The sequence below is a fragment of the Streptomyces sp. NPDC017520 genome, from assembly GCF_044329855.1.
Classification (GTDB): domain Bacteria; phylum Actinomycetota; class Actinomycetes; order Streptomycetales; family Streptomycetaceae; genus Streptomyces.
The window spans coordinates 158,016-172,787 of record NZ_JBIRKB010000009.1 but is presented as its reverse complement, the minus strand read 5'-3'; the positions used below and the strand labels follow the sequence as shown (position 1 = coordinate 172,787).

Sequence of the window (14,772 nt, the reverse complement as noted above, 5' to 3'; positions counted from 1 at the left end):
TTACTTACCGCCATTCCTCTGTCCACGATCCTTCACATCCTCTCTATCCGCTGCGTCCCAGTCCGGGGCAGAGCGTTTCTCCGTTGTCAGAAATTCGATGTGGGCGGCCAGCGAGGAGATCGAGTTGTGCTCGAAGTAGAGCCGTAGCGGAAGGTTGTGCCCCAACGCTTTGCGCAGCCGGTTGTTGATGGCCAGGAGATTCAGGGAAGTGATTCCGAGCTCGAAGAAGTTCTGGTGGACGTCGACCTTTGAGCTCGAAAGGACGTCGGCCACGATGTCCTGCAGCTGCTGCTCGGCCCACGACGCATCACGGGATCCGGGCGCGTCCTGCCCGGTGCCGGGCTCGGGGCGGAGAGTCTTCAAGCGGTGACGGTCCACCTTTCCGCTCTTGTTGAGCGGTAGGCGGTCAAGCGGGACCAGGACGGCGGGAACCATGTAGCCGGCCAGTACGTGTGCCAGCTCCTGCCGAATCCTCTCGGGGGATACGGTCCTGGCGGCGACGTAGTACCCGTGGAGCCGCTTCTCGCCGCCGTTCTCCACTGCGATCACCACGCCGTCCTCGATCGTGTCGAGGGACCGCAGAACGCTCTCGATCTCACCCAGCTCGACCCGGAACCCATCGATCTTGACCTGGTCATCCACACGGCCGAGATAGTCGAATGCCCCGTTCGGCAACATCCGGGCGAGGTCGCCGGTGCGGTAGATCCGCTCGCCTGGCAGTGCCGGCGAGGTGACGAACCGGGCATTGGTCAAGTCGGGACGGTTGTGATATCCGGCGGACACTCCTTCTCCCCCCACGCACAACTCACCGATCGCACCGGGAGGAAGCAGGTTGAGGCCGGAGTCGAGGACGTACGCTGTCGAGTGAGCCAAAGCGCGTCCAATGGGGATACGGCTCCCCAGCAGGTCACCCGGGACGATCGCGTGTGTCGTGGAGAAGGCAGTGTTCTCGGTGGGCCCGTACCCGTTGGTGATCCGCAGATCCGGACACGCCCGGCGAGCCTTCGCAACGTGCGGAACAGACAGCGCGCTCCCGCCCACCAGCAAGTGATCCAGCGATGCGAAGGTCGTAGGGTCGTGGTCACACAGCTGGTTGAACAGCGGCGATGTGAGCCACATGCTGCGTACCTGGTGCCTCCCGAGCAGCTCGCGCAGCCGGTCGCCGTCGAGAATGTCAAGCTCGTCAGGGAGAACCAGCTTCGCGCCGGCCAGCAGCGTTCCCCACACCTCGAACGTACAGACGTCGAATGCGGGCGAGCTGCTCTGCAGCATGACCTGCTTGTGGTCGAAGTCGAAGAACTTCTGGTCGGAGACCAGGCGCACGATGTTGCGGTGGGTGATCACGCAGCCTTTCGGATCGCCAGTGGATCCGGACGTGTACATCAGGTAAGCGGCGTCTGCCTCGTGACACCACTGGAAAGGGGGAACTTCGTCGGCGGGTTCGTCAACCAGGACCGATTTCACAGACCCCGGGACCTGTTCACTGAAGTCCGGCACCGTGCATACCAGGGGAACGCCTGCGTCGGACAGGATGTACTCGACGCGAGACATGGCGTCCTTCGTGTCGATCGGCACGTAGTGGCCGCCGATCTTCAGAATTCCGAGCATCGCCGCAATCATGTGCGGCCGGCGGTCCGAAAGGAGACCGATACCCTGCCCGGCGCCCATTCCGAGTTCGCTGAGTTGCCATGCCACGGCATCGGACCAGCGATCGAGCGTGCGGTATGTGTACTCCTTGTCGTGCCACACCAGGGCGGTCTCGTCCCCGCGTCTCTCGACGACGTGCTTGAACATGCTGACCAGCGATGAGTCGAGTGGCATCGACGTCAGGAAAGGTGCTGGGTAAGCCGGACCGGATTGACCGGCATGATCCTCAATCGCGATCTCCCGCACGGGAACGATCGGATTGGCGATGCCCGACGACAGCACGCGCACAAGACTGCGCTCCAGCGTCTCCATGAACGTGGACGAGTACCGGTCGGCGTTGTAAGTGAAGGTGACCGCGAAATCGTGACCAGGGTTGACCGTGATCGCGAGGTCGTAGCTGGTCCGTTCCATGACATCAACGCCCTCGAACCGCAGGCCACCCGCCCCGTCTCCGCCGAACGTCTGCATCTGGTCCGACAGCGGGTAATTCTCGAACGCGATGAAGTGATCCAGCAGATCACTCTTCAGCCGGCTCAGCCGCTGTGTTTCGTAGAGCGGAAAGTATTCGTAAGGGTTGGCTCGCCGGTAGGAGTCGTACACGGTTCGGCACAAGCCGATGAAGTCTTGATCCGCCTGAGTCGTCACCCGCAACGGCTGGGTGTTCACGAACAGGCCGAGCATGTCCTCGACACCTTCGAGGTCGATGCTGCGGCCTGACACGACGGTGCCGAACACCACGTCGTCGGAGTACGTGAACTTCTGTAGTACGACGCCCCAGGCCGCCTGGAACACGGCGCTCTGCGTCAGGTGGGCCTGCTGGGCGAACCGCTTCAGGCCGTCGTGGAGTTCATCGGGCAGGGTGAACCGATGGTTGACCCCCCGGTAGCCGTCGGGCTGCTGACCGGGGTGCGGCTGGTCCGGGACCAGCGACGCCGCCCGTTCGTAGCCTTCGAGCACGTCCGTCCAGTATTGCTGCGCGTCATCGTCGCGCTGCCGTTCATACCACGTGATGTAGTCGCTGTACGGACGTGATTCGTACTGCTGCTCAAACTCGCCCGACCGAACGAGTTCGGCGTAATAGCGGAACAGAGTGCCGAAAAGCGGACCCAGCGACCAGCCGTCCAAGATGATGTGATGGAAGGTGAAGATCAGGTGCCAGCTTTCCTCGCTGGTCCTGATCAACGTCGCCCGGAGCAGAACATCCCTGGTCAGATCGAATCCGCGGGTGCGGTCGGCCTTCTTGAACGCCGCGATCGAGGGTCCGCTCTCGGGCAGCTCGCTGTAGTCGATGACCTCGAGGGTGGGCGCCCACTCCTTGAGAACGATCTGGTACGGCTCGTCGGTGTTCCGGAAGGAGAAGATCGTTCGCAGCACGCTGTAGTGCTGGGACAGTGCACCCAGCGCGGTGCTCAGACACTCGGCGTCCAGTGCGCCACTGCCGGCGAAGTCGAACTGCTCCACGTAGGCATCCGTGTTCGTGTCCACGGCGTAGCTGAAGAACATGCTCTTCTGCATGGCCGCCAGGCCTGAAACGGACTGAATGTTCTCTTTTTCCATCATGAACCAAACTCCCTGTGTGCACCGTGTCGCATCGTCGTCGGACCTCAGTTCTCGCCGAGCACGTCGAGGAGGACGCTGTCGAGTACGTCCTTGTCAACCGACGTCGAGGTGCGCATGGCCATTCGATCAGCGGCCGTGACGGTGTCGCGGATCTCGCGGAAAGCCGCTCGCACGGCCGCGAACAGGTCACGGTCGTCGCCGCGTTCACGCCAGGTCACCGGGTACCTGACCTCGACCAGAATGTCCCCGTCGTTGCGGAACGCGTTGAAGTCCAGCACAAACGGCGATCGGTGGTCCCGGGCCACTGTTACGTCCGCCGGGAGGTGCAGGACCTCGATATCGCCGGCGTGCCTGCTCTGGTCGCCCAGGTAATTGAAGCTGACCTGCGGGCGGACGTGGGCCAGCAGGTCCCTTTCCTCGCCGCGGTTCGAGTCGAACCACCGCAGGGCGCCGAACGCGAACCCCTTGTCGGGGAGATTCTCGAACGAGCGCCGGATCGAATCGAGGGTGCGGTCCACACCGTCCTCGACCTTGACCAGGTGGGGGAAGGCACTGGTGAACCACCCCACTGTTCGGCTGAGGTCATGGTCACCGCCAAACGGTTCGCGGCCATGACCTTCCAGGGTGAACAGGATCCGGTCCCGTCCCTTCCAGGTGCCCAGCGCACGGGCGATGACGGCCATGATGACCTGGCCGGCATCGAGCTGATCGACGTCCCGTGCCTTGTCGAAGAGACCACCCACGTCAGCCTCGTCGAAGCGGATCACCTCGGCGACAGTGTCCTCGCGCGCGACGTCCCGTTCGGGGAACAGGTCGGCGGTACCACTTGCCGCTTGCGCCAGATCGGTCCAGTAGGGCACCTGCGAGCCGAAGCCGCCGTCCCGCGTATACCTCTCGAGTTCGGCGACCCAGTCCGGGAACGGCATGGACTTGGGCGCGAACTCGACGTCCGGGTCCGCCAGGCACGCCAGGAGGTCCTCCACCAGGACTCCCCAGGAGACCACGTCCACCGCGAGGTGATGGACGGCCAAGGCGCACTGCTCGCCCTGCTCACCCAGCCCGGTCGCCACCGCAACGGCCGGCCCGCCACGGACATCCACATGCGCCTGCAACGACCGCAGGTACTCCGATCGGCAGTCCTCGGCCAGTCCCTCGGGCGCGGCTTCGGCATGGACCAACGACTCCGCGTCCGGGTCCCGGATCAGGAGGCCACCGTGGTCATCGATCTGGACACGGAGCAGGTCGTGATATCGCGCCAGACGCGACACGGCATGCACCAACCGGTCTTCGGGTACCGGCTCCGCGAAGGTGATCAGCATCGACTGGGTGAACACTCTGACGTGGTTGTCGACGTCGCTGAGAAACTGCTGCTGGATGGGGCTCGGGACGATGCGGCCGGTTACCGGCGCCTGATCGTAGACCTGGATCTCAGGCTGACCCTCCGGACCGCCGGCGGCCTTCTCCGCCAAGGTGCGGACCGTCAGGTGTTCGAGGAGATCGCCGACCTGGACTGGGATGTCGGCCTGCTTGAGCGCCGAGACGATCTGAATGGCCTTGATCGAGTCGCCGCCGAGCGCGAAGAAGTTGGCGTCGACGTCTTCCACGGTACTGCCGAGCACGCGGGACCAGGCGGCCGCGATACGCCGCTGCATATCGGTGGTCGGGCCGCTCGCCTCCGCCTTGGACGAGACCTCCGGTCGCGGCAGCGCCGCCACGTCCACCTTGCCGTTCTTGTTCAACGGGATTTCGTCGGTGGGGATGGTGAACGCCGGCACCATGTAGGGCGGGAGACGCCGCTCCAGCGCTGACCGCAGTCGCGCGTCGTCGGGTTCGAACCCTTCCGCGTACCGCACCCACAGACAGAGGCTGCGGCCGCCCTCACCGCTTTCGTACGTTCCGGCGTAGGCCAGTTGGACGTACGGCTGCTCCAATGCGACATGGATGATCTCGGCGAGCTCGATGCGGTATCCGCGCAGTTTGATCTGATCGTCGATGCGCCCTGCGTAGTAGATCAGCCCGTTGTTCTTGAGGGTGACGAGGTCACCGGTCTTGTACAGTCGCCGGCCCGGAACCGCCGGCGAGGTGACGAATCGTTCCTCGGTCAACTCGGGCTGATGGAGGTAGCCGTCAACCAGCCCGTCGCCGCCGATGTACAGCTCACCTTGCGCGCCGATCGGCTGGAGCCGCAGTTTCTCGTCGAGGACCCACAGCGAGGTGTCGTTGATGGGCCGGCCGATGGGTATCGCGTCCCGCTCGTCGAAGCTGTCGAACCGGTGCACCGTCGCGAAGACCGTCGACTCGGTCGGGCCGTATGCGTGGGCGATCCGTCCGGTCCCGAGTAGGTCGAACGCTCGCTTGACGTGTGATGGGGAGGCCACCTCGCCGCCGAAGATCATCTTGCGGATGCTGCCCAGGCGTTCCGGCGCGTGGTCGATCAACGCGTTGAACATGGCGGTGGTGATGAAGAAGCTGGTGACCTCGTGCTGCTCGATCGCCGTGCCGAGCCGGTCGAGATCCAGCACATCAGCCTTGTCCATGATCACGAGGGAGGCGCCGTTGGTGAGTGCGCCGAAGATGTCGTAGACCGAACCGTCGAACGAGTAGTCCGACAGCATGAGGAATACGTCGCTGCTGTCAGGCTGGGCGAAGGTCGACGGACGGGCGACGCGAAGCGCACCTCGCTGCCGGACGACCGATCCCTTCGGGACCCCGGTGGTCCCGGATGTGTACATGATGTAGATCGGGTCGTCGCTTCTGCTCGGCAGGCCCGGGTCACCGGTTTCGCCGGTCAGCCCCATGCAGGAGTCGAGATTCGTGACCCGTACTCCTGCGGAGGCGACCTCAGTGGCCTGGGCCATCCGGCCGGCCGAGGCTACGAGGGTGTCCGCGCCCGAGTCGTTCACCATGATCGCGAGGCGTTCGGCCGGGAAGTCGAGGCTCAACGGCAGGTAGTGCCCGCCCGCCTTGAGAACCCCGAGTATCGCGACGACCATGTCGAAGGAGCGGTCCATCAGGAGTGCGACCGGCCGGCCGTTCGCCGAGCCCTGTCGAGTCAGGCCGTGCGCGACACGGTTGGCACGGATGTTGAGCTCGCGGTACGACATCCGCTCATCGCCCATGATCAGTGCCGTCTTGTCCGGGTCGGCCGCCACTTGTCGTTCGAACAGGCCGACCACGCCCACCGTGTCGCGTGCCGGTGTCGGTGTTGTCGCGAGCTGCTGGATGCGCTCGACCTCCCGCGAGGGCATCAGATCGAGGGTGTCCAGCGCGGCATCGTCCCGGGCGGAGAGGAAGGAACGCAGCAGCGTCACATACCGATCCGCGTACAGCGCGATCGTCTCCTCCGTGAACAGACCGGTCGCGTACTCCCACTTCATCAGGAGCCGGTCGTCGACCACCCGGGTACTGAGGGTGATGTCGTACTTCGTGCTGCCGTCGTCGAAGAGAATGACCTGGCCGTCCTCGCGGTCCAGACCCATGTCCACGTTCTGGTGCACGAAGCACACGTCGAACATCGGACGGCGTCCGGGTTCCCGTGGCGGAGCGATCTCCTCGATGATCGATTCCAGCGGATAGATCTGGTGCTCGAAGGCGCCCAGCACCGTGGACCTCAGGTCCGTGAAGAAGTCATCGACGCTTGACTCCGGATCAGCGGTGATGCGCAGGGGCAGTGTGTTGACGAACATCCCCACGAGGTCCTGGTACGTCAGGTCCGGCCGGCCCATGACGGGAGCCCCGACCACGATGTCGTCGTGCCCGCTCATCCGGGACAGCAGCTGCTGGAACACGCCCAGGAGCACGGTGTAGAGGGTGAGGTTGTGCCCGCTCGCGTAGCGCTTGGCCTCCTCGAGCGTCCGCGCGTCCAGCTCCACGAAGTGGGTCGCCCCGGAACCCGTGATGACGCCGGCCCGTTGCCAGTCGGTGGTCAGCTGGAGCGTCGGCACTCCGTCGGCGAACCTGCTCACCCAGTAGTCCCGGTGCGCGGCCACCTGGGTGCCGCTCTGCCGCTCGCGGAGTTCGAGGATCGCTGACCGGTAGCTCCGTGCCAGCGGCGGCGGCTCCACGGCGTCAAAGATCATCGAGAAGTCGCGGAGCAGGATCCCCATCGACATGCCGTCGATGACCGTGTGGTGGAAGTCGACCGCCACGCAGCTCACGTCGTCGTCGAACTCGAAGTATCCGACCCGGAACAGAGGCCCCTCGTCCAGCTGGAAGGGTCGCACGAACTCCTTCATCTGTTCCCGCGCCTTGTCCTCGTGCGTCTCCCCACCGGCGGGGCGGGCCAGCCGCCGATGGTCGATCGTCACGGGAACCTCAGCGTGGACACGCTGCAACGGCTCACCGTCAACGAGATGGAAGGTCGACCGGAGGCTGTCGTGCCGGCGCACCAGCGCACGGATGCCGGCTTGCATCTGCCCCATGTCGATGGTGCCTTGCCGCATGGTCAGCGCGGTCTCGTTGTAGGCGATGGACTCCTCGTCGAGCCGGCTGGACCAGAAAATGCCGCGTTGCGACGCGGTGAGGGGCAACTCGTATGTCTCGACGACGGTCTCGCGCCGCGGTACGTCCCGGGGCCGGCTGTTCGAGCGCTGGAGCAGGTACTCATCGGTCAGCCCGCAACTCTGGTTGAGCACCTGGGCGAAGTCGTCGAAGTACCGTTCGGCCAGCAACGCCCCGACGGGGATGTCGAGGTCGAGTTGCGCGTTCAGAATGTTGGTGATCTTGATCGATGACACCGAGTCCCCGCCCAGGGCGAAGAAGTCGTCACCACCGCGGACGGTCGGGTAGCCGAGCACATCGGACCAGACCCACGCGATCACGCAACGGTGAGGTTCCGGGTCCGGTTCCCCCGCCAGCGGCGACGGCTGCTCCAGGATCTCACGGACCCAGTCGTCCGCGCCGGACTCCGGTTCTGCCACGGGGGCCGCGCCCGGTGCCGCGCGCACGCTCTCGTCCCAGTACCGCGCGTGGTCGAACAGCTGAGGCGGGAGCGGCACCCGGCGGACATCGGCGTCCCGCTCCAGCGCCGCGAACGGCCGGTCGCGGCCCTCGAGGTACTGCCGGGCGGCGTCCGAAAGGTGCCGGAAACGGTCGGGGAGATCGGTCCGCCGACCGGTTCCGGCAGTGTGGGGCGCGGTAGCGCCCGGATCCCGCGGACCGGTGTCGGCCGTGGGGAAGTCAGGGTCGGCACGCCACACGACGACGTCGTCGCGGGACGCCCGCTCGTCATGCGGACGCAGCAAGCGCCGCAATCCTTCGACGAGTCCCGCGCGGTCGTCGCACATGATGACGGCGCGGACGGGCTGGTGCTCCCGACCCACCTGCATCGTGAAGCACACGTCGTCGAGGCGGTACTCGGGGTGGTTCTCGAGCGACGACAGCTGCACGGCCGCCGTCTTGACGAGAAGGTCCTCGTTCCGCGCCGAGACCGGGTAGAGGTTCGGACCGTGGCCGGTGCCCGACCGCCGCGCCGCGGCAGGCGCCTCCTCCAGCACCACGTGACTGTTCGTCCCGGTCAGGCTGAAGCTGCTCACGCCGGCCCGACGCGGGGTCTCGCCCTCCTCCCATACGCCGAGGCGGTCGTTCACGTACACCGGCGAGTCAGCGAGATCACCGTAGGCGTTCGGTACGTCGAAGTGCAGTGACGGCGGAATGACGCCGTGCTCCAACGACAGGAGGGTCTTGATCAGCGACACCAGACCCGCGGCCCCGACGGTGTGACCGACGTTCGTCTTCACCGAGCCGATGGCGCAGAACTGCTTGCGGTTCGTGAACGCGCCGAAGGCGCCCTTGAGTCCCTTGATCTCGATCGGGTCGCCCAGGGAGGTCCCCGTACCGTGCGCCTCGATGTAGGACAACGACTCCGGTGCGATGCCCGCCCGTTTCCAGGCGCTGATGAGCAGCTCCTGCTGCGACCGGGCGTTCGGGGCGGTGATGCCGTTGCTGCGGCCGTCGCTGTTGACCGCGTTGCCGATCACGATGCCGTAGACGTGGTCCCGGTCGGCGAGCGCGCGTGACAACGGCTTGACGAGGAGACCGGCCACGCCCTCGCTCCACACCGTGCCGTTCGCCGCGGCGTCGAACGCCCGCACCCGGGCGAAGTCGGACTCGGTCTCGTTCCCGAGGCCAAGCGGCTGGAGAAGGAGGTTGATCGCACCGACGAATGCGGTGTCGCAGTCACCCTGCCGGATGGCTTTCGCCGCCGCGTCCAGTGCGATCAGGCCGGACGAACACCCGGTGTCGAGGACGGCGGCCGGACCTCGGAAGTTCAGGTGGTACGACAGCCGGCTGGCCAGAATGCCGGACCACGACCCTGAGACCGCGGCGAAGTCCATCTCCGGCAGGAACGGCAGATAGGACTTCATCATCCGGTGCGTGTGATCGTTGCCGACGAAGATTCCGGTCTTCGACCCGTGCAGGTCACTCCTGGAATAGCCGGCGTCCTCCATCGTCTCGACGAGGACTTCCATCATGTTCCGGTGGTACGGGTCGAGTTCCTCGGCGGCCTTCGGGGGGATACCGAAGTACTCCGGGTCGAAGAGGTCGACCCGGTCGAGGTAGCCGCCCCTCTTCACATACGCGGCTCCGCCGTCGATGCGCCGGAGATCCTCCACCCGCAGCTCCGGGAAGTCGCCGATCGACTCGCGACCGTCGACGAGGTTGCTCCAGAATGTCTCCTTGTCCGGCGCACCCGGCAGCCGGCAGGCGATGCCCACGACCGCGATCGGGTCGTCCGTTTCCTCCTGGGCCGGCCCGATGGCCCGGATGAACTCCTTCGCCAGATCCGCATCGAGTTCCTTCTGCTTCACCTGGAGGAGCAGGTACTTCAGGAGTTCCTTCTTCCGGGCCTGCCGGGTCGCACCAGTCACGGCCGCTCCTCGCCTTCGATGTCGCCGAAGACCGAGAACAGCTCCGAGTCGCCGATCTCCTCCAGGACCTCTTGGAGTGCCAGGTCGGTGCCGCCGTCCGCTGTGGCTTCCCGGCCGCCGTCGGAGGGCCCCTGACCTGCTATGTCATCCGGCTCCTCGCCGAGTTGCCCGCTGATGTGGCCGGCGAGATCGGCGACGGTGGCGTACGAGAACAGGTCCGCGATATCGACCTTGCCCGGGAAGGCCTCCTCGATCCTCGACAGCAGCTGTGCCGACATGAGGGAGTTTCCGCCCATTTCCTGGAAGCCGGCATGGGCGTCCACCTCGGCGAGGCCGAGGACGGCCCCGTAGATCGCGCCCACCCGGGACTCGACCGGGGACGGGTCGGAGAGGCCGGTGAGGCGCACGTCCACCGGTGCCTCATCCGCTTCCGCCGCGGTCGTACCGAAGTGCTCAGCGGCCTCGGCCACGTCCGACGGGATCTCGAAGGGCAGGCCGCGCAACTGCTCCTTCAGCACCGGCAGGTTGAACTCGGCCGGGATGACGCCGACGGCGGGGTTCTGGAGGAAGTAGGCCAGCCACGCTACGCCTTCCGCTGCCGACACGGCTGTGAAGGGCGCGTCGTGGGCGCCGATCCCGTAGTCGGCCGCCATCCCGGCACCGGTCCACGTGGGCCAGTTGACCGAGAGCGCGGGAAGGCCCTCGGCGCGGGCCCGGACGGCGAGCGAGTCCATGAAGGCGTTGGCGGCGCAGTAGTCGCTCTGACCGGGGCCGCCCATGATCGCGGTGATCGACGAGAAGAAGACCAGGAACGCCCCGGGGTGCTCTCGGGCCAGGTCCACCAGGGCCACGCTGCCGTCCACCTTGGGCGCGAGAACGGAGTCGAAGACCGCCCGCTTCTTGGTCGCGAGGAAGCCGTCACCGGCGACACCGGCCGCGTGCACGATGCCCCGCAGCCGTACCCCGTCGGCGCGGAGGCGGTCGGCCAGGTCGCGGACCGCGGCGGGCCGCGACACGTCACACGGCAGGTACTCGGCCACGCCGATGGCCTCGACGTTCTTCCTCTTCTGCTCGTTCAGCTCCGACCGGCCGACCAGGAGGACGCGTTCGGCGCCCTGGCGGGCCATTTCCGAGGCGATGGTGAGGCCGAGGCCCCCCGCACCTCCGGTGATCAGGTACGTCCCGCCCTCGAAGAGCTCGTCGGCCTTCTCAGCCTCGGCGTAGGTCAGATGCCGCGCGTACGTCTCCGAGCCGCGGACTGCCCGCAGTGACGGCCCCTCGCCCCTCAGGAGTTCGCGCACGAGGTGCGGCACGTCCCCATCGGCGGACGCGTCGACCACGTCGACCGGCAGGTGTTCCTGCCCGATGACGAGCGCCAGGGAAGCCGTGGCGGCGGAGTAGGGGTCGGTCATCGCGTCGTCGGCCACGACCGACCAGGCGTCCTTGCCGAGCACCTTCAGCCCGCGGGGCAGCTTCACGCGATGCGTCCCGAGGCCCTGGTAAAGCTCGAACAGCGCGTCGACGCCGCAGGATCGGCGCTCCTCGTGCGACAGTCCGGCGCCCGCGGCGAAGTCCGTACCGAACACGATGCCCTTCACCCTCTCCCGCAGCAGCCGCTCGCACAGCAGTCGTACGCCGTCGGGGTCCGGCGCGTACAGGTCGCGGTCGGGATCGGACTCCTCACCGAGGTAGCACGGTACGACGTGGTGTCCGTCGGCCCTCACCGCGTCGACCACCTGCCGGCCCGCCGTGGTGTCCAGCACCACCACGGCCCACACCTCGCTCTCGTTCCCGGAGGCGCTCGGCGCGGGGGCGCTGTTCGACGTCGGCTTCCAGCCCACCTTGAGGAACCGGCTCGGGCCCTGAAGGCTGAAGCTTTCCCAGTCGACCTTCTTGACCGTGTAGTCGGTGATCTCGGCGAACGGGCGACCGTCCTCGTCGACGAGGTCGACGTCGTAGGTGATCGTCTCGCCGTTGTCCCGCGCGACACGGATCGACGTGTAGAACGTCTCCGGCATGCGTCCGTGGAGCACGAAGCGCTTGTACATGTAGGGCAGGTAGGTGTGCCCGCTGTCCTGCGAGATGAGATTCACCGCGTTGTCCAGTTTGGCCGGATGCAATCCGAAGACCTCGGTCTCGGCATCGACGTCCTGGAGCCGGAGCAGGGCGAGTGCGCCGGCCTCGTGGTTCCACACCGTCCGGACGGAGTCCCAGCGCGGACCGAACTGGAATACCCCGGTGTCTCCCGCGAAGGGGTACGGGTCCTCGATCGCGACGGCCGCCTTCTTGGACGCTTCGATGTCGAGAGACCTGTGCTGGGGGTGGTCGCCGACCGGGCCTACCCGGCCCTCGGCGTGCGCGATCCATTCACCGTTCCGCTGACTGGCGATCTGGAACGTGTAGCCGCTGGCCGCGCGCACGAGGCGGGTCTGCACGACGGCACCGGCCCCGTCCTGTACGGCCAGTGGAACGAGGAAGAAGACGTTGTCGAACTGCATGCGCTGCGTGCTCTCCACCGCAGCGTATGCCGCGCGGGCCATTTCGAGATACGTCGTTCCCGGGATGACCGAGGTGTGACCGATCCGGTGGTCCGACAGCACCCAGTGCCGATCCACCGCCAGCGTGTTCTCGAATACGACGCGCGAATCCGACCGGCTGACCTCCGTGCCGAGCAGCGGGTGGGTCCGCTTGGCGGCCGTGATCCCGTCGACGTGCGTCTTCACAGGCTTGGCCCAGTGGCGGACCTTCTCGTACGGATAGGTGGGCAGCGGCACACGTCGCCGGGCCTCGCCGTCGTAGTACTGTCCGAAGTCGATGGAGGCGCCACGGATGTACGCATCGCCGAGGCCGGCGACGCCGGCCCCGGTGGACTGGATTTCGGCGATCTGGGCATTCGCCGATTTCGCGAGCCGCCGGGCGTCCCTGGCGGTGATGTCGCCCGGCTCCGGGGCATCCTTCTTGTCGCTCACCATGGCGTGCACACCGTAGAAGATTCCCTGATCCGGGGAGCTTCCGAGCCCGTGCCGTCGCAGCCGGTCCACGGATTCGGCGAGCTGCTCCTTCGTCGCGGCGACCACGAGTACCCGGTGCTCGTAATGGCCACGTCCGATGTTGGAGGTATAGCAGATGTCGGCCAGCGACCAGGGGGAGTCAGCCAGCATGGTGCCGTACTGGTCCAGCAGTGAACGCAGCCCTGCGTCGGTCTTGGCGCTGACGGTGAAGAAGTAGTGTTCCTGTCGCTGTTCCTCGCTGCGGTACTCGGGGGCTTCCTCCAGCACGACGTGACTGTTCGTGCGGATGAATCCGAACGAGTTGATGGCGGCGCGGCGCGGACCGTCCCCGGCCTCCCACGGCCCCAGCCGGTCATTGACGTACAGCGGACTGTCGGGGAAGTTGATGTACGGGTTGGGCTCCTCGAAGTTGCCGGAGGGCGCCAAGGTTCGCGTCTCCAGCGACTTCACGACCTTGGCAAGGGATGCCACCCCCGATGCGGCCACCATGTGGCCCATCGTCGTCTTCAGTGAACCGACCCCACAGAACTGCCGGCGAGCGGTGTGCCGACGGAAGGCATTGGTCAGGCCCTTGATCTCGATAGGGTCGCCGAGCACCGTTCCGGTGCCGTGCGCCTCCACGTAGCTGATTGTTTCCGGGTCGATGCCCGCCTTCGCCCACGCGTCGAGGATCACCCTCTCCTGCGTCAGCGCGTTGGGCGCGGTGATGCTGCTGGAGGCGCCGTCGTTGTTGATGGCCGAGGTCTTGATGACCGCCCGAATGTGATCGCGGTCGGCCAGTGCACGATTGAGCGGCTTGAGCAGGACGATGCCGGCGCCTTCGGCCCACTGCGTCCCGGTCGCACGGGCGTCGAAAGTGCGCACAGCGTCATCGGACATCACACTGTCCAGGCTCAGCCCTGCGCCGTACTCGGCAGTCGTCTCGCCGAGCGTCGTAAGGTTGAGACCGCCGGCCAACGCCATGTCGCATTCGCCCAGTACCAACGACTGGATGGCCTGATGGATGCTGACGCTGCCCGCCGAGCACGCGGTGTCCAGCATGAGACACGGTCCTTTGAGGTCCAGCAGGTAGGAGATCCGGCTGGCCACCAGGCCCTCCCATGAGCCGGACAGCTGCATCGGGTTCTCCTCGGAGACCATGCGGTAATACGAGTGGTTCGTGTAGTCACGACCGAGGAACACCCCCGTATTGCTCCCCTTGACACTCGTCCCACCGTATCCGGCGTTCTCGAGCGCTTCGTAGGCAACTTCGAGGGCGACCCGCTGGTGGGGGTCCATGTAATCCGCCTCGAGCGGCGGGATACCGAAGAATCTGGCGTCGAACTGGTCGATCCGTTCCAAGTATCCGGTGCGCGCGTATATCTTATCCAGATCGGCCTCATCGACCACCCTGCCGAGCAGCAGCTCGGAATAGTGGGGGTCTCGCAGGACCTGGTTCAGATCATTCTTCCGCAATTGCGGATAGTCGCGGATCGAAGATTTCCCGACCTTGAGCAGCTCCCAGAATTCATCGACCCCATCAGCTTCCGCAAAACGTCCGGCCAAACCGATCACGGCGACGTCCTGGTGCAGCTTTCCCTTGGTCAACTCGACCAGCAGCGCCTTGGCCTCTGCTTTGCTGATCTGCTCCTTCACGAGCTGCTGAAGGATAAAAGACTTCACGTTGTCCATCTGGATCCCAACCC

3 protein-coding genes are annotated in these 14,772 nt (G+C 65.9%); all 3 read right to left on the bottom strand.

Features of this window, described 5'->3' with window-relative positions; all coding sequences use genetic code 11:
• The 3 genes from ACH4KB_RS22720 to ACH4KB_RS22710 are packed head-to-tail and all read right to left on the bottom strand — an operon-like array spanning position 1 to position 14,758.
• The gene (locus ACH4KB_RS22720) at positions 1-3,207 is read right to left on the bottom strand and encodes an amino acid adenylation domain-containing protein (protein WP_398067699.1); all 3,207 of its coding nucleotides are present in this window, start codon (positions 3,205-3,207) and stop codon (positions 1-3) included.
• A 44-nt stretch (positions 3,208-3,251) separates the two neighbouring features.
• Complete coding sequence (locus tag ACH4KB_RS22715) at positions 3,252-10,076, bottom strand: amino acid adenylation domain-containing protein (protein ID WP_398067698.1); 6,825 nt, start codon at positions 10,074-10,076, stop codon at positions 3,252-3,254.
• A complete protein-coding gene (locus ACH4KB_RS22710) occupies positions 10,073-14,758 on the bottom strand; it encodes an SDR family NAD(P)-dependent oxidoreductase (RefSeq protein WP_398067697.1) in 4,686 nt (1,561 codons plus the stop codon). The genes ACH4KB_RS22715 and ACH4KB_RS22710 overlap by 4 nt, the downstream gene beginning before the upstream one ends.
• Positions 14,759-14,772: the final 14 nt, after the last annotated feature.

Coding starts and splice junctions, on each gene's coding strand:
- ACH4KB_RS22720 (WP_398067699.1), bottom strand. CDS start 3,207: ATGATGGAAAAAGAGAACATTCAGTCCGTTTCAGGCCTGGCGGCCATG.
- ACH4KB_RS22710 (WP_398067697.1), bottom strand. CDS start 14,758: ATGGACAACGTGAAGTCTTTTATCCTTCAGCAGCTCGTGAAGGAGCAG.